We start from the raw sequence: 14,490 nt of genomic DNA, 5'->3' as shown, positions 1-14,490 counted from the left end.
GTCATGGGTTCCATTTGTTGGAGAGCGCAGGCCGCACGGCTTTCAGGTCCGGCAGGTTCTCGAGGAAGTTGTCCGGGTAATAGCCGAAGCTGGTCACGCCCTGACGCTTGAGCACGCCCATCCACTCGGCCAGTTGCGCGCCGTCGATTTCGGCCTGGTCCTTTTTCGTCCAGTCCCGGCCCTGCAGCTCGAACACCGTGCGGTCGAGCGCGCCCGGGCGAGCCTTGACGGTCGCCACCAGCGACTCCAGCCAAGGGCCGGAGCGGGCGTGGGTCTGTTTCTCCATGAGCGGCATGGCCATCGGCGCCGTCCAGTCATAGGTGACGAGGAAATCGTCGAAGTTCTGCGCGAACCACGCTTCGCTCGCCGGATTGAGCATCGGTTCGGCGAAGATGTTGCGCGCGGTCAGCACCTGCGGGCCGCGGATCGCCCGCACCTTGGCGGTCAGTTCCTGGGTGAAGTCGATCAGGTATCGGCTCTTGAAACGCGTCCAGCGCTGCATCGTCGCCGGGTCGTCACGCAGCGCGCCGATCGAGCCCGGCAGGCCGTTGGCGGCGTAGACCTTGAGCGCCTGCGGGCCGGCGTCCTCGAAGTCCGAAAGCACCGCATCGTCGTGGTAGAGGATGCCGTCCACCGAAGTCAGGCGCGCCAGATCCTCGTAGATTTCGCCCACGACCCGCCGCACCTCGGGATCGAACGGCGACAGGCGCTTGTACTGGTCCGGATCGACCGACACGGCGCCGGTCTGCGGATCCCAACGGGTGACTCGCGGCAGTTTCGCGTCGAGGGCGAAGCTCAGCACCGGCATCCACGCATAGACCTTCACGTGGGCACGGGTGCGCAGCTGCCAGGCGACACGGTCGAACAGGTCGGCGCGCACCGGCAGGTGGCGGTTGGGGAAGTACAGCGAATGCACCAGACCGTCGCCCTGGGGATCGGCGAAGGCCTGCAGGAACACCGTGTTGGCGCCCATGTCGGCCATGCGCTGCACCAGTTTGCCGAGGTTGGCGTCCTGCTGCGCCGGATCCGGGTCGTAGACGTTGTCCAGGTCAACATGCACCACGCGCATCGGCGATTCGGCCTGCACCGAGACGATGCTGTTGGCGAAGTGCTCGCCGTCCGGATCCGAGGCCACCAGGAAACGCGGGCTGCTCATCAGGTTGTCGAGGGCGTCGAGGCCGTCGTCGAGGGTCAGGGCCATCTCGTAGCCCTGCTCGCCCACCACCGTCAGCGAGGTGCCGTCCGCCGTGCCGTACGGCCAGACCCAGATGCGCGGTTTCTTGCCGGTGACCTTGCGGATCTTCTCGGAGATGGCGGCCACGTCGGTGCGGATCCGCGCGCGGAATTCGTCCTCGGTCTCGTAGCGTTTGGTGACCGCGTTGTATTGCCGGGTCGCCGCCGCCGGCTGCAGGTTGCCCTGGGGGTTGGCGAGGATGCCCTTGTGGTTGGCGTCGGTGTGGGCGGCGATCTCCACCAGCCCCGACTGCGAGATTTCCCGCACCTGATCCCAGGTCAGGAAGTCCGAGCGCTGGCGCGGGGTGCCGGCGAAGTCCACCGGCTGGTTGAGCGGCGTGTCGATCCAGGTGCCGACCGGCGCCAGCAGCGCATGCCAGTTGTAGGCGCGCAGCACCGGCAGCACGCGGGTGTAGAAGCTGGAATAGCCGTCGTCGAAGCTGAGCAGGATCGCCTTGGGCGGCAGTTCCGGCCCGCCCTTGCGCGCGGCCATGATCTGATCGACCGTGACCGGCCGGTAGCCGTTCTCACGCAGCCACGCCAGTTGCTCGATCATGCGCTCGGTGCGCACCGCCACCACGGCCTGGTCGGGGTCACGGTCTTCGACGTCGTGGTAGGCGATGCCCAGCACGTGGTTCTTCGGCCACGGCTTTTCGCTGGCCGCCACCGGGCGCTCCGACGGCGGCAGGAAGGCCGGGGCCTGCTGGGCGCAGGCGCTGGCCAGCAGCGCGCCCAGCAAAAGGATGAATCGCGAAATCAGAGGCATCTTCAGACTCTTCTAGAAGCGGAAAGTGAGGTCGACGAGCAGACGCAGATCGGTTTCCCGATCACCGTCGTAGGGCCGGTTGATCGCGCTCAACAGGCCGCCCACTTCGAACACGTCGTTCCAGGCGTAGCGCTGGCCGTAGCCGATCAGCGCCATGCCGCCGGTGCCGTGGTCACGCTGGCTGTAGGTGCCCGCGCCCAGCTGGAACTGTTGGCTCCAGACCGTTTCGTAACGGTGGTAGAGCACGTGGTTGACGTTCAGCAGCGGCATGACGCTCAAGTCCGCCTTCGGGTTGAAGTACGGCACGTCATCGGACTTGGAGTTGTGGCTGGTGCCCACTTCCAGGCCGGCGTCGACCTGCAGGTTCGGCGCGCTGTACACGCCTTCGCGGCCGGTGAGCAGCGCCTCGACCCGGTTGTTGCCGTCGCTGAAGTGCGACGGGCTGACCGCCAGCTTCCATTCCCGGCTCTCGTTGGCCCGCCAGCGGATGAAACCGCTGCCGCCGTTGGCCTTGATGCCGCTGTTCAGCGCGCGCAGCGGGGTCTGCGCCGAGAGGTACTCGAGGCTGCCGCCGTATTGCCAGTGGTCGTCGATGTCCCGGGCGATCGCCAGGCGGGCGCCCTGCTTGTCGCCGAAACCGTAGGAGTGGTTGGAGATTTCCGCCTCCAGGGTCATGTCGCGGGTGCGGCGCTCCAGGCCCACGCGCTGGAAGCGGTGGTGGCCGGTGCCTTCGGTGAAGTCGCCGGTGGCGTAGCCGACGCCGGCGAACACCCGCCAGTCTTCATCGATGGGCGGGCTGTACAGGGTGCTTTCGATGCCGAAGTCCCGGCTGCCGCTGACCGCGCCGGCATCACCGCTGCCGCCGCCGTAAGCCTTGCCGCCGTAGCTTTCGACGCGCAGCTCGGCCATGTCATGCACTTCGCGCTGACGGGCCAGGCGCTGCACCTGCCGGTTGTCGGGGAAGCGCGCGACCACGTCGTCGGTCAGCGCATCCATCTGCCGCCATTCCTGCAGGTCCATGGCGGTGTGGGCCTGGGCGACTTCCAGGCCCATGTCCCGCGGCACCAGGCTTTCGGTTTCCTTGAGCTGGTTCTCGGCGCGGCGCGGCCAGTCCCGGGCCAGGTACAGGTCGGCCTGGGCCAGGCGCAGGCCGATGTTGCCCGGCGCCTGGTCGACCAACGTTTGCAGGCGCTCTTCGCCGTGGGGCAGGTCGGAACCGTAGGTGCCGGCCTGCGCCGCGAGCTGCTGGGCGTCCATCCATTCGTCGTTGGGGTTGCCCACCGGCAAGCCCTTGAGCTCGATGCGCGGCCGCTGGGACTTGGCCAGGTCCTCGGCGACCTTGCGGGCCTCTTCGGCGCGGTCGCTTTCGAGCAGCGAGTAGTACAGGCCGGTGGTGTCTTCCAGGCGGTCGCCGGCATCGGCGTCCGGCGCTGTCAACACCTGACGGTAGAGGTCGGTGGAGATCTCCGGCTGGCGCTGGTCCAGGTAGGACGCCGCCACCCAGCGCAGGGCGTAGGTCGGGATCTTCACCCCTTCGCCTTGCAGCTTCTGGTATTCGCCGATGACGTCGGCCGTGCGCGCCCGGGCCCGGAGCGCGCCCATGCGGTCGATGCGCCAGCGGGTCACGTCGTCGTGGGCGCTGGCGTCCGGCGTCCAGGTGGTCAGCAGCTTGTCGTAGTCGGTCAGCGCCCGGTCGGCGATGACGTAGCGTTCCTTCTCGCTGCGGGTGGCCAGGTCGGCGAGGCGCACCCGCTCGGCGGCCAGGTCGCCTTCGAGGCGACGCCGGGTGACCGGGTCGATCAGGCCCGGACGCTGGTCAGCCAGGCGCAGCGCAGGCTCCGGCAGACGGGCCTTCTGCAGGGCCACCACGTATTCGCGGGCGACTTCCGGCTTGCTGCCGGCGCGGACGAACGCCTGATCGTATTCGTGCAGCGCGTCGTACTGCTTGCCGGCACGGGTCAGGGCATAGCCCAGCGCGAGCCGGCGGGAGGGGTCGTCGGGCTTGGCCGCGACCAGCGCCTTGGCGCGGGTCACCGCTTCGTCGGGCTTGCCGGCGTCGGCCTGGGTCAGGGCCAACCCCAGTTGCAGGTCGGCATTGCCCGGATCCAGCGCCAGGGCCTGGTTGTAGACCTGGGTCGCCTGATCCCAACGCTTGAGGTTGCGGTAGGCCCGGGCGGTGGCGGTCAGCGCCTGGACCGGCAACGTGCGGCCGCGGCCCTGGGTCTCGTAGACCTGCACCACTTCGGCGTCGAGCCCGGCCCAACTGGCGATCTGCAGGTGGTCGCTGACCTGGCCGGCGGTGGCCTGGGCCGGCGGCACCTGGCGCAGGGCATCGAGCGCGGGCGCATAGTGGCCGGCCCGGGCGTCGAGCACCATTCGGTCGTAGGCCGTATCGGCGAACCCCAGTGCCGGCCAGAGCAACTGGCTGCACAGCGCGACTCGGAACAATGGGCGTAAACCACGATGCAATACAGGAACATCAATACGCGGCATTCGTCAGCATCCTTACATGGCCAGCCGGGTCGCAATGCCCTCCTTGCCCATTCGTAACGGCGGCCGAATCGCAGACCCGGCCAAGCTTATCCAGGCAGTCTTGCACGCAAGCGTAGACCAATATCGACAACGCAATAATTATTCAGAATTGCAGTGACGGTTTTCCTACCGAACGAAAACCCAGGCGCCAGACAGCAAAACGCCCGGCGTCTGCGTTGCGCAGAGGCCGGGCGCCGTGGCGGTGCGCAGCGGTTACTGAACCTGGCTGACGCCGGCGAACTTGTTCATCAGGAAGCCGACGAACTGCTCGACGGTCATCTTCTGGCCGTTGAACTCCACCTGGTTGGCGGCGTAGTGCAGCTTGGTCGTGACGTTGGTGCCGTCCAGGGTCGCCAACTGCGAACCGACCGCCATGCCGGCGAACATGTCGGTGGCGGCGCTGGCCTGGTCGACGATGGCCTTGGCGTCGGTCTGGCCGTCGAGCTGCGCCTGAACGCTCATCAGGTCCACCAGCATCGGCTTGGACACCAGCACGTTGAGGTCAAGCAGGGCGATCAGTTGCTTGCCCAGTTGGTCCGGCGGCAGATCCATCGACTGCGGCTTGGCCAGGTCGATCACCAGATTGGCGCGGCTTTCGCCGTTGGCGGTCTTGAGCGACAGGTTCTCCAGCGCCACTTGGGGGCCTGCGGCCAGCAGTTTCTGCAGGTCGGCCTTGACCTGGGCCTCTTCGGCCGGGGTCAGGTTCAGCTCCGGCGCCGGCAGGCCGGCGGCTGCGGCTTCGGCGGCGGCCTTCTCGTAGGGCTGCAGCTTGGTCTGGTAGATCTGCATCAGCGACATCGTCGACGGAATGTCGAGGTTCTTCAGGCTCATGGCCAGGTTGGCCGAACCGATCTTCTTGTCGTTGAGGGTGACCTCGCCGATCTTGTAGTCGGCGCGGCCCGAAGCGCTGGAGCCGGTCTCTTCGGTGAGGTTCTTCATCTCGAAGTTCTTGATGCCCAGCACCGACTGCTTGGCGCCGAAGGTGGTCTTGCTGTTGGTCAGCTCCAGGGTGTTCTCCCCGGTGTAGTAGCCGTAGGTGCTCTTGGTGAGGTTGCTGGCCAGGGTCAGGCCGCTGAGCTCGATCTGCACCGGCGCCTCGTCTTCGGCGACGGTGGTCAGGTGCAGGCTGTCCATGTAGCCGTTGGCCTTGACCTTCTGGGCCTGGGCGCTGGCGGAGATGTCCATGTTCAGACCGGAGAACTTGAGGCTCGACTTGTCGTCCAGCGCCGTTTCCAGCGGCAGCAGTTCGAGGGTGCCGGTGGTGGATTCGTCGTAGCCGATGTTGACCACGCCCTTGAGCGGCGCGGCACCCTTGGTGGCGGCGAACCATTTTTCCGTCAGCGGGGTCTTTTCCAGCTCATAGTGACTGCTGGCCATGACCGGCAGCCATTTGAACGACGCCAGCCGCGAGAACGGCAGCGGGCCGTGCTCGATGCGGTCGGTGAACAGCAGCTCGACCGGCGCCTCGCCGAACATCTCGCCCTCGCCCTTGAGGCGGTACTGGGCGGTGCTGCTGAAGGTGTGGCGCTCCAGGGACACCAGCTCCAGCGACGCGCTGCCGTTGGAGCCGGCCATGGCGGCCTGCAGTTCCTTGTTGGCGTTGGCGACGGCGTTGTTCAGCACGCCTTCGATTTTGGTGCCGGTGTACCACGCCCCGCCGGCGCTGATGGCGCCGATGGCAACAACGATTCCCAGAAGCACGCCTGCTGATTTATTCATGAATGACCCGATCGATTTCCGTGGCTGAAAGTGTGGTCGTCTTCCTTGAACCCGTGATCGGGCCGCGGCACGACTCCGCTGGATTTAGCGGTGCAGATTAGCACTGGCGCCCCGTGAGGGCCCAGTGTTTAAAGGTTAAAGAGTGTCCATGGCGAGGGGATGGCAGTGAGCTCGATGGCGCCTTGGCGGGCTCAGGAATACTGCACCTCGATCTCGTCCAGTTGATGGTCGAAGCTTTTGAGCCGCGCCGTCCAGGTGAACACCAGCACTTCGAAGTCCCGGTCGATCACCGCCCCGCCGGGGCCGTCGTTGCGCGGGTCGCAGAAGTCCAGCTGATAGCGTTCGCGGGCCATGGCCGTGGCGACGTCGGACAGTTCGCGGGCGTTGTTGAGCCAGTGCCAGCCGTCGCTGGCGACTTGCTTGTCGAGCTCCAGGCACTGCTTTTTCAGGGCATCCAGGCTTTTTTCCAGCGGCGTGCCGGTGAGTTCGCCCATGACTTCGGCGAAGGTGCGCCCCGGTTGCCAGTAGCTGCCCCAGAAATACCGGTCGAACACGGTCTCGACCCGGCGCAGCGCGACTTTGGTGTCCCAGATCAGCAGCAGCACCTTGCTTTGCTCCAGCTGGCGCTGCTTCAGCCGCCGGACCTGCACCAGGGCCCAGGCCACCACCACAATCCCCATGACCGCGATCAAGGCCACGGCGCTGTCGAGGAACACCATGGCCTTGTCGATCTGATGGGCCAGCATGATGCCGTAGAAATAGGTGGCCGAGAGCAGCACCAGCGCTACCAGGGCGCACCAGAAGCCAAGAGCGTAAGGGTTTTTCATTATTGGTTTCCCCGACCTGCGCAAGCCCAGTGCGCTGCAAGGACGCCTTGCACCGGGCGCCCTTCCAACACTTCAAAGCATAGCAACGGCCTCAGGGTTTGCCGGTGCCCGACGCTTGCGTTCGTCCGCTTTCCCAGCCGCCGCCCAGGGCGAGGAACAGATCGATCTGGCTCAGGGCGACCTGGGTGTTGGCCGACGCCAGCTGCGCCCGCACATCGGTGTAGGTGCGGGTGGCCTGCAGGTCGGCGAGGAACGACGCGCGGCCGGCCTGGTAGAAGCGGTGGGTCTGCTCCGCTGCCTGTTTCGCCGACTGCTCGGCATCGGCCAGCGCCTCGCGGCGCTGCAACTGTGCGCTGTACTGGGCGAGGCCGGTCTGGGTCTCGCGGACGGCGTTCAGCACCACGCCGTCGAAATGCGCCAGGGCGCCCTGGGTCGACGCTTCGGCCTCGCGGATGCGCGCCCGGGCGCCGTTGGTCGGCACGTTCCAGCTCAACGAAGGGCCGAAGCCCCAGCGGTTGGTGGACGGTTTGCCGAGGTCGTCCAGCAGGCCGACGGTGCCGATCGTCGCACCGAAGCTGATGTCCGGGTACAGCTCGCCGGTGGCGATGCCGATGCCGGCGGTCGCGGCGGCCAGTTGCCGTTCGGCCTGGCGCACGTCGGGACGGCGCTTGAGCAACGCAGCGCCGTCGCCGACGGGCATCAGTTGCGCGACCTTCGGCAGTTCGGCGCACCCGGCGGTGCCGGCCGGCAGTTGCGCCACCGGCTTGGCCAGCAGCATCGACAGGCGGAACAGCCCGGCCTGGCGCGCCGCCTCGTAGCGCGGCAGGTCGGCCCGCAGGGATTTCAATTGGGTCTGGGAGCGGGTGACCTGGGTCTCGTCGCCCCGGCCGGCATCGCGCAGGCGCTGGGTGAGCCGAGTGCTCTGGTCCTGCAGGTCGAGGGAATGCTGGGCGATTTCGCGCTCTTCGTTGGCGGCGCAGACCTGGGTGTAGGCGCGCACCACATCCGCCACCAGGGTGATGCGGGCGGTGTCGGCGGCGGCCTGGGTCGCGTCGGCGCTGGCCTTGGCCGCTTCGATGCCACGTTGCAGCTTGCCGAACAGGTCGAACTGGTAAGAGGCGCTGATGGCGATCTCGCCGATGTTGTCCACCGGCACCTTTTCCGGCAGCAGGAACGCTTCACCGGACTCCTGCAGGCGCTGGGCCCCCATCTTCACCCCGCCGCTCCAGCCACCGGCCGCCTCGGCCTCGTCGACCCGGGCCCGAGCCCGCGACAGGTTGGCCGCCGCCACCCGCAGGTCGGTGTTGGAGGCCATGGCCTGCTGCACCAGTTCGTTGAGCCGAGGATCCTGATACAGGCGCCACCAGTCGGCCGGCACCGGCGCCGACACCACCGGCTTGCCGTCCACCGCCAGTTCGCCCTGCAGGTCGTGGCGCTGCACCGCCGCTTCGCCCGGTAGGTGATAGTCCGGCCCGACCACCTGACAGGCCGACAGCAGCGCGCCCAGCCCGGCGACCATCAGCGCCCGGTTCATTGCGCGGACTCCTGCCGGCCGTCCTCGATGATCGACACCGTGGCGGTGCGCCCGGCGATCATGCGGAAATCCTCGGGCACGTCGTCGAACGCGATGCGCACCGGAATGCGCTGCGCCAGCCGCACCCAGCTGAAGGCCGGGTTGACGTTGGGCAGCAGGTTGCTGCCGCTGGTGCGGTCGCGGTCCTCGATGCCGGCCACGATGCTTTCGACGTGCCCGCGCAGCTTCGCACGGTCGCCGATCACCCGGATGTCCACGGCCTGGCCCACGCGGATGCCGTCCAGCTTGGTCTCTTCGAAATAGCCGTCGATGTGGAAAGAGTTGCTGTCGACCACCGACAGCACCGGCCGACCGGCGGTGACGAACTCCTGGGCGCGCGGCGCCCGGTCGTTGACGTAGCCGTCCACCGGGCTGCGGATCACCGAGCGGTCGAGGTTGAGCTGGGCGCTGTCCACCGCCACCAGCGCTTCGGCGAGAGCCGATTGGGCGCGGGCGACCTTCGACAGGCTCTCTTCCAGTTGCTCGGCCGGCACCAGATTGCCCAGGCCCCGGTTGCGCTTGGCCTCGCGCTGCGCCTGGGCGAGGGTCTCTTCGCGGTCGGCGACGGTGGCCTTGGCCTGGCGCAGGGCCAGGCGGAAACGGTCCGGGTCGATGCTGAACAGCACCTGGCCGCGCTTGACCGGCTGGTTGTCCTTCACTTCCACCTGCTGGATCAGCCCGGACACGTCCGGGGCGATCTGCACGATGTCGGCGCGGATATGCCCGTCGCGGGTCCAGGGCGCAAACATGTAATACATCACCATGCGCCACACGACGACGACGGCGAACGTCACGATCAACAGGGTCAGCACGGTGCGGCCGAGCGTCAAAAACGGTTTTTTCATGTCATCAGGTATCGGCTGAGGGAATCCACGGCGCCCAGCAACAAGGCGTACAGCGCCACGTTGAACAACGCCCGGTGCCAGACCAGGCGGTAGAAGTGCAGGCGCGTGAGCACGCCGTGCACCAGCAGGAACAGCAGGTACGTGATGCCCATCAGAATCAGCAGGGTCGGCAGGAAAATGCCGCTGATGTCCAGGTCACCGATCATAGGGGGGCTCCATCGATGCCGTGAGGCAACGGTTCTTCGGGTTCGGCGTTGCCGAGAAACTCGACGCCGGGCAGCAGCGCCAGGCGCAGGCCGCTGAGGGCATGCAACAGGTGCAGCCGGGTTTCGTCATCGCCGTGGCCGCTGAGGGCACGGCGGGTGCGGTCCATCGTCATCAGCAAGGGGCTGGGCGCCGGCAGGCGCTCGCCGGCCTTGAGGCAGGCGCGGAAGTAATCGCCGACTTCCGCCACCACCTGCTCCAGCAGCGCCTGCGGCGCGCCGGGCACCCGCGGGGTGTAGGCCAGCAGGTCGAGCAGGTTCAGCCCCACCCGCACTTCGCGCAGGGCGATGCCGGTGTCCTGCCCGGTCAGCGCCAGGCGCGGCAGGTGCTGCATCAGGCGGTCGAGCAGTTGCACGCCCAGTTGCCGGTGTTCGGCGAGGTTCGCCGGCTCCGTCATGTGGACGATGTCTTTCCAGCTGAACCGGGTCAGGCGCTTGGCCGCCAGCTCAGCGCCGAACGGCCGGGCCACCAGCGTCCAGATGAACGCGAACAGCAGCCCCATGGGACCTGCCAGGTTGGAGTTGGCGAAGGCGAAGAAATCCGCGTCGTAGGCGCCCTGGATGCTGATGAACGATGAGGTGTTGACCAGCGTCAGCAGCATGCCAAGGTAGAAGCGCGGCTGCACCGTCAGGGTGCCGACGCAGATGAACGGCACGGCGAACGCCAGCACCAGCATCGGGAAGTCGTGCAGGTTGGGCAACACCAGGAACAGGTACAGGCTGGCGAACAGCACCGACATCGCGGTCCAGAAGAAGAACCGGTAGATCTGCGGCGCCGGGTCGTCCATCGAAGCGAAGAAGCTGCACGACACCGCCGCCAGGATCACCGCGCTGCCGCCGTCGGTCCAGCCCAGCAGGATCCACAGCACCGACGCGACGATGATCGCCAGGATGGTCGAGGCCACCGAATACAGCATCAGCCCGCGGTCGAGGAACGGCGTCAGTCGCCCGAGGCGCCAGTGCCGGTAGACCGCGCGCCAGCTGTCCTGGCGCTCGCAGAGGATCGCGTCCTGCAGCGAACGGCAGTCCTGCCACAGGTCGATGAACTCGGCCAGGCGGTACAGCGCGTTGGAGAACAGCAACTGCCTGCGGTCGTCCAGGGCTTCGGCATCCGGCTGCAGGGCGTCGAGCCGATCCTTCAGGGTTTGCCACCGCCCGAGGTCGGCGTCCTTGTGGCCGAGCCACTCGCCGGTGGCTGTCAGCAGCGGCGCAAAGCGCTCCACCAGTTCCGGGGTGCGGCGCTCAAGGGCATAGAGCGCATCGTCGAGGGCGTCGATCACCGGCAGCAGGTGGATCATCCGCCCGCGCAGTTCCTTGGTGTTGCGCACCGTCTGCGGCCGGGCGCCTTCGTGGGGCAACTGGCCGATCATCAGTTCGAGGCTGTTGAAGCTGCCGACCATGGCCATGCGCAGGGCGCCGATCTCTTCCGGGCGCACGTCGCGGCCGAGGAAGCGCAGGCTGTAGGTCGTCGCGTCGGCGAACCACTTGCCCACCGCGTCGTTGAACACCGGGGCCAGCCGGCGCGGCCAGAACATCGCCCCGACCACTGCGGCTACGGCGATGCCGAGGAAAATCTCCTCGGTGCGCGCCTCGGCCACGTCCCACACCGCCAACGGGTTGTCCACCACCGGCAGGGCGATCAGCGGCAAGGTGTAGCCGGCGAGCATCAAGGCGTAGTTGTTGGCGGTGCGCAGGTGCAGCGAGAGAAACAGCAGGATCCCCGTCCACAGCGCGATGACCCCCACCAGCACATAGGGGCTCTGGACGAACATCGGCACGAACAGCACCGCGGCCGCCGCACCGAGGAACGTCCCGATGGCGCGGTACAGGGCCTTGGAACTGGTGGGACCGAGGAACGGGCTGGAGACGATGTACACCGTGGCCATCGCCCAGTACGGACGCGGCATCTGCATGAGCAGGGCGATGTACAGCGCGATCATCGAGGCGGCGAAGGTGCGGATCCCGTAGAACCAGTCCCGGGCCGGAGGAAAGCCGGAAAAGAAGCCGTTCACGGATGGGTCACCGCCGGCGGACGCGCCGCCTCGAAAGCCTTCAATACCCGAAGCGTAGCTTCCAGATCGCGCCGGTCGATGCCTTCCAGCACCTCATGGCGCAGGCGCACCAGTTCAGCCTCGACCGCCTGCACCAGCTCGCGGCCGGTGTCGGTCAGGCTCAGGCATTTGGCGCGGCGGTCCTGGGGGTCTTCGCTGCGGCAGACATACCCGGCGTGGCACAGCTGATCGAGCAGGCGCACCAGCGACGGGCTTTCCATCCCCGCCGCCTGCGCCACCTGCACCTGACGCACGCCCTCGCCCAGCCGCCCGATCATCAGCAGCGGGACGGCGCAGGCTTCGGAGATGCCGTAGTTGACCAGCGTGGTCTGGCAGATTTTGCGCCAATGACGGGCGGCCACCACCATGGCACTGCTGATGTTCATCTGAAGGATGTCGAGGTTGTCGGACACGGGCGAGGCACATACTGTTAGTTTGCTAACTATCAATATGGCATTGGCGGGGAATTTCAGTCAAGTTTTGAAACAAATTGATCCGTTGGTCGCAGTGAAGCTCCTTGATTGGTACTGACGGTGTATATACTTCGTCAGTACCTAAATCGAGGAACGACATGATGTCGAAACAAGCCGTTTTCACAATGAAGCTTGAACCGGAATTGCGCGAACAGTTCATGTCCGAGGCCGAAGCCAGCCATCGCCCTGCTTCGCAGATCGTGCGGGAAATGATGCGCGACTTTGTGCGGACACAACGGGAAGCACGGGAGTACGAAGCCTTTCTGCAACGCAAGGTCGACATCGCCCGCGATGCCGTCCGCTCGGGTGACGGCCTGTCGAACGAAGACGTTGAAGCTCAATTCGCCGCAAGGCGCAGGCGGGCAGACAGTCAAGAATGAAGATTATATGGACACCAACCGCCGCACAGGATCGTGCACAGATTTGGGATTACCTTTACGAAGCGAACCCAAAAGCCGCCGCAGACATGGACACCCGCTTCAGCGAGGCGGTGTCCCGCCTCTCCCGGAACCCGAACATCGGCCCCGTCGGCATCATCGCCGGCACGCGCGAGATCATTCCTCATCCCAGCTACCGTCTCGTTTACCAGATCGAGCAAGAGGCGGTGTGGATTCTGGCGCTGATCCATACCGCTCGACGATGGCCATTGCCGCAGTGACGACTACCCGGCCCTTCCCTTTCTCAACATCACATCCAACTGATCCACCACCTCCGCCCAATCCGCGTCATCCAGAATCTCGTCCCGCAGAAAGGCCTTCTGCGCCTCGTTCCAGAAAAACGCATCGGCCAGGTGCAGTTCCGGCTTGAGCGGGGAATGGGTGGCGATGAACTGGTCGATGCCGGCCGGATCGCTGGCCAGGCCGAGTTGCTTGAACAACGCTGAAAGGCTGTGGGTCGGGTTTTCCATGTCTGGCTCCTTCGAAAGTCACGGGCAAAGGAAAGACTGCGGGAGCCCGCCTGCCGCCGTCATCGCGGACAGGCTCGCTTGCGCAGGTCCTGCGTCGTGCACCGCAGGGCGGTAGCTAATCGCTCAGCTCCCGCACCTGCGCATGGGGCACCGCCTTGAGGAATTCAGGGATGCTCATGTGCAGCAGGTTGTTGTGGTTTCCGGCCTCCAGGTAGATGTCTTTCTGCCGGGTCAGCAGCGGGTCGATGACCATGTCCAGCCCGTAGGCGTCGCCCAGCGGCGGCACCGCGCCGCGTTCACAGTCGTCGAACAGGTGCGCCAGGTTGCTTTCGCGGGTGATCTGCCATTGCCCGCCATCGGGCACTTTGCTCAGGTCCAGATGATGGCTGGCCGGCAGCACGGCCATCAGGTAGTGCCCGTGGCGATCGTCGAGGATCACCGATTTGGCCACCCGCTCCGCCGGCACCCCGGCGACCCGCGCCGTTTCCAGGCTGCTGGAGGAGTGCGGATGAGCGACGATGTCATATTCGCATTGCGCCTGTCTCAGGCTGCTTTGCACCTTTCTTGCCATACGCATGATGCACCTCGATGCCCGCCGGCGCTGTGCGGCGGACGGTCATGAATGCTGTTGCCGTCCACAAAGTCTAGTCCGCCGGGCCGCCCGCACAGGGATTTCCGCCCACTGGCGGCTTGCCCGGACTGATCAAAAATCATCCAGGTGCAGGCTCAACTAGACTGTAGGTAAGCCCCTGACGCTCCCGGAGGGTCACGTGAACACCCGTTGCTGTGCGCTTGCCCTGTCGATGCTGCTCAGCGGAGCAGCCCTGGCGGCGGATGCCCCGCTGCCGGCGGTCAACCCGGTGGGCCTGTGGCTGATCACCCTCGGCATCGCGTTCATGATCGCCGAAGCCGTGCTGCCCAACTACGGTGTGGTCGGGTTGGCCGGCCTTGTCATGTTCGTGGTCGGCGCGCTGATCCTGGGTGACGTCGGCCTGCCGGTGCCGATGATGCTCGGCCTGGGCCTGGTCAGTGCGGTGCTGCTGGCCGCGCTGCTCTGGCGGGCCCTCAAGACCCGGCCGCGCCGGCCGGTCAGCGGCGACGCCGGGCTGCTCGGCAGCGTGACGGCGGTCACCGTCGTGGAGCCCGGCGATGCCCGCAGCGGCTGGGTGCAATTGCAGGGAGAACGCTGGCAGGTGCTCAGCCCCACGCCGCTGCACACCGGGCAACCGGTGCGGGTGGTGGGCCGCAAGGGCCTGTTGCTGCAAGTGGCCGCGGCTGACGCGGCACCGCTCGGAGAGTGA

Annotated in this window: 14 protein-coding genes; 3 read left to right on the top strand and 11 right to left on the bottom strand. The window is 66.6% G+C overall.

Going from position 1 to position 14,490, the window contains the following annotated elements:
- Position 1: 1 nt before the first annotated feature.
- The 9 genes from pgaB to CAG41_RS14560 form a co-directional block, all read right to left on the bottom strand.
- Positions 2-1,999, bottom strand: coding sequence for a poly-beta-1,6-N-acetyl-D-glucosamine N-deacetylase PgaB (gene pgaB, locus CAG41_RS14600; RefSeq protein ID WP_085656652.1), 1,998 nt, complete (start codon positions 1,997-1,999; stop codon positions 2-4).
- A gap of 12 nt (positions 2,000-2,011) precedes the next feature.
- Positions 2,012-4,492, bottom strand: a complete 2,481-nt coding sequence (pgaA, locus tag CAG41_RS14595) for a poly-beta-1,6 N-acetyl-D-glucosamine export porin PgaA (protein ID WP_085582114.1) — start codon at positions 4,490-4,492, stop codon at positions 2,012-2,014.
- Between the two features lie 252 nt (positions 4,493-4,744).
- Positions 4,745-6,250: a YdgA family protein gene (locus tag CAG41_RS14590; protein WP_085582115.1), complete on the bottom strand. Its 1,506-nt coding sequence runs from the start codon at positions 6,248-6,250 to the stop codon at positions 4,745-4,747.
- 191 nt (positions 6,251-6,441) lie between these two features.
- Positions 6,442-7,077 carry an NADH:ubiquinone oxidoreductase subunit N gene (locus CAG41_RS14585; protein ID WP_085582117.1) on the bottom strand — a complete coding sequence of 212 codons (636 nt, stop codon included), beginning with the start codon at positions 7,075-7,077 and terminating at the stop codon, positions 6,442-6,444.
- A gap of 91 nt (positions 7,078-7,168) precedes the next feature.
- Positions 7,169-8,611, bottom strand: a complete 1,443-nt coding sequence (locus CAG41_RS14580) for an efflux transporter outer membrane subunit (RefSeq protein ID WP_085582119.1) — start codon at positions 8,609-8,611, stop codon at positions 7,169-7,171.
- On the bottom strand, positions 8,608-9,495 hold the full coding sequence (locus tag CAG41_RS14575) for an HlyD family secretion protein (RefSeq protein ID WP_085582121.1): 888 nt from the start codon (positions 9,493-9,495) through the stop codon (positions 8,608-8,610). The genes CAG41_RS14580 and CAG41_RS14575 overlap by 4 nt, the downstream gene beginning before the upstream one ends.
- On the bottom strand, positions 9,492-9,701 hold the full coding sequence (locus CAG41_RS14570; RefSeq protein WP_085582123.1) for a DUF1656 domain-containing protein: 210 nt from the start codon (positions 9,699-9,701) through the stop codon (positions 9,492-9,494). The genes CAG41_RS14575 and CAG41_RS14570 overlap by 4 nt, the downstream gene beginning before the upstream one ends.
- On the bottom strand, positions 9,698-11,770 hold the full coding sequence (locus CAG41_RS14565; RefSeq protein ID WP_085707135.1) for an FUSC family protein: 2,073 nt from the start codon (positions 11,768-11,770) through the stop codon (positions 9,698-9,700). Before CAG41_RS14565 ends, CAG41_RS14570 begins: the two co-directional genes overlap by 4 nt.
- Positions 11,767-12,195 (bottom strand): MarR family winged helix-turn-helix transcriptional regulator, encoded by a 429-nt coding sequence (locus CAG41_RS14560; protein ID WP_085632032.1) that lies wholly within the window; start codon positions 12,193-12,195, stop codon positions 11,767-11,769. The genes CAG41_RS14565 and CAG41_RS14560 overlap by 4 nt, the downstream gene beginning before the upstream one ends.
- 188 nt (positions 12,196-12,383) lie before the next feature.
- On the opposite strand from CAG41_RS14560, the gene CAG41_RS14555 reads away from it, so the two are divergent.
- Both CAG41_RS14555 and CAG41_RS14550 read left to right on the top strand, forming a co-directional pair.
- A complete protein-coding gene (locus tag CAG41_RS14555; protein ID WP_085632030.1) occupies positions 12,384-12,662 on the top strand; it encodes an antitoxin of toxin-antitoxin stability system in 279 nt (92 codons plus the stop codon).
- Positions 12,659-12,940, top strand: coding sequence for a type II toxin-antitoxin system RelE/ParE family toxin (locus tag CAG41_RS14550; RefSeq protein WP_085582127.1), 282 nt, complete (start codon positions 12,659-12,661; stop codon positions 12,938-12,940). The genes CAG41_RS14555 and CAG41_RS14550 overlap by 4 nt, the downstream gene beginning before the upstream one ends.
- Positions 12,941-12,943: 3 nt before the next feature.
- Here CAG41_RS14550 and CAG41_RS14545 read toward each other — a convergent pair whose 3' ends face one another.
- On the bottom strand, positions 12,944-13,189 hold the full coding sequence (locus CAG41_RS14545) for a DUF2789 domain-containing protein (RefSeq protein ID WP_085631829.1): 246 nt from the start codon (positions 13,187-13,189) through the stop codon (positions 12,944-12,946).
- Positions 13,190-13,304: 115 nt separating this feature from the next.
- Positions 13,305-13,766: an aminoacyl-tRNA deacylase gene (locus CAG41_RS14540; RefSeq protein WP_085582131.1), complete on the bottom strand. Its 462-nt coding sequence runs from the start codon at positions 13,764-13,766 to the stop codon at positions 13,305-13,307.
- Positions 13,767-13,959: 193 nt separating this feature from the next.
- Here CAG41_RS14540 and CAG41_RS14535 point away from each other — a divergent pair, with 193 nt between their 5' ends.
- Positions 13,960-14,490 (top strand): NfeD family protein, encoded by a 531-nt coding sequence (locus tag CAG41_RS14535; protein ID WP_085582133.1) that lies wholly within the window; start codon positions 13,960-13,962, stop codon positions 14,488-14,490.

Source organism: Pseudomonas sp. B35(2017), assembly GCF_002113645.1.
Classification (GTDB): domain Bacteria; phylum Pseudomonadota; class Gammaproteobacteria; order Pseudomonadales; family Pseudomonadaceae; genus Aquipseudomonas; species Aquipseudomonas ekonensis.
The sequence above is the reverse complement of the archived record's forward strand: the minus strand, read 5'-3'. Positions and strand labels throughout refer to the sequence as shown.

Coding starts and splice junctions, on each gene's coding strand:
- pgaB (WP_085656652.1), bottom strand. CDS start 1,999: ATGCCTCTGATTTCGCGATTCATCCTTTTGCTGGGCGCGCTGCTGGCC.
- pgaA (WP_085582114.1), bottom strand. CDS start 4,492: ATGCCGCGTATTGATGTTCCTGTATTGCATCGTGGTTTACGCCCATTG.
- CAG41_RS14590 (WP_085582115.1), bottom strand. CDS start 6,250: ATGAATAAATCAGCAGGCGTGCTTCTGGGAATCGTTGTTGCCATCGGC.
- CAG41_RS14585 (WP_085582117.1), bottom strand. CDS start 7,077: ATGAAAAACCCTTACGCTCTTGGCTTCTGGTGCGCCCTGGTAGCGCTG.
- CAG41_RS14580 (WP_085582119.1), bottom strand. CDS start 8,611: ATGAACCGGGCGCTGATGGTCGCCGGGCTGGGCGCGCTGCTGTCGGCC.
- CAG41_RS14575 (WP_085582121.1), bottom strand. CDS start 9,495: ATGAAAAAACCGTTTTTGACGCTCGGCCGCACCGTGCTGACCCTGTTG.
- CAG41_RS14570 (WP_085582123.1), bottom strand. CDS start 9,701: ATGATCGGTGACCTGGACATCAGCGGCATTTTCCTGCCGACCCTGCTG.
- CAG41_RS14560 (WP_085632032.1), bottom strand. CDS start 12,195: ATGAACATCAGCAGTGCCATGGTGGTGGCCGCCCGTCATTGGCGCAAA.
- CAG41_RS14555 (WP_085632030.1), top strand. CDS start 12,384: ATGTCGAAACAAGCCGTTTTCACAATGAAGCTTGAACCGGAATTGCGC.
- CAG41_RS14550 (WP_085582127.1), top strand. CDS start 12,659: ATGAAGATTATATGGACACCAACCGCCGCACAGGATCGTGCACAGATT.
- CAG41_RS14545 (WP_085631829.1), bottom strand. CDS start 13,189: ATGGAAAACCCGACCCACAGCCTTTCAGCGTTGTTCAAGCAACTCGGC.
- CAG41_RS14540 (WP_085582131.1), bottom strand. CDS start 13,766: ATGCGTATGGCAAGAAAGGTGCAAAGCAGCCTGAGACAGGCGCAATGC.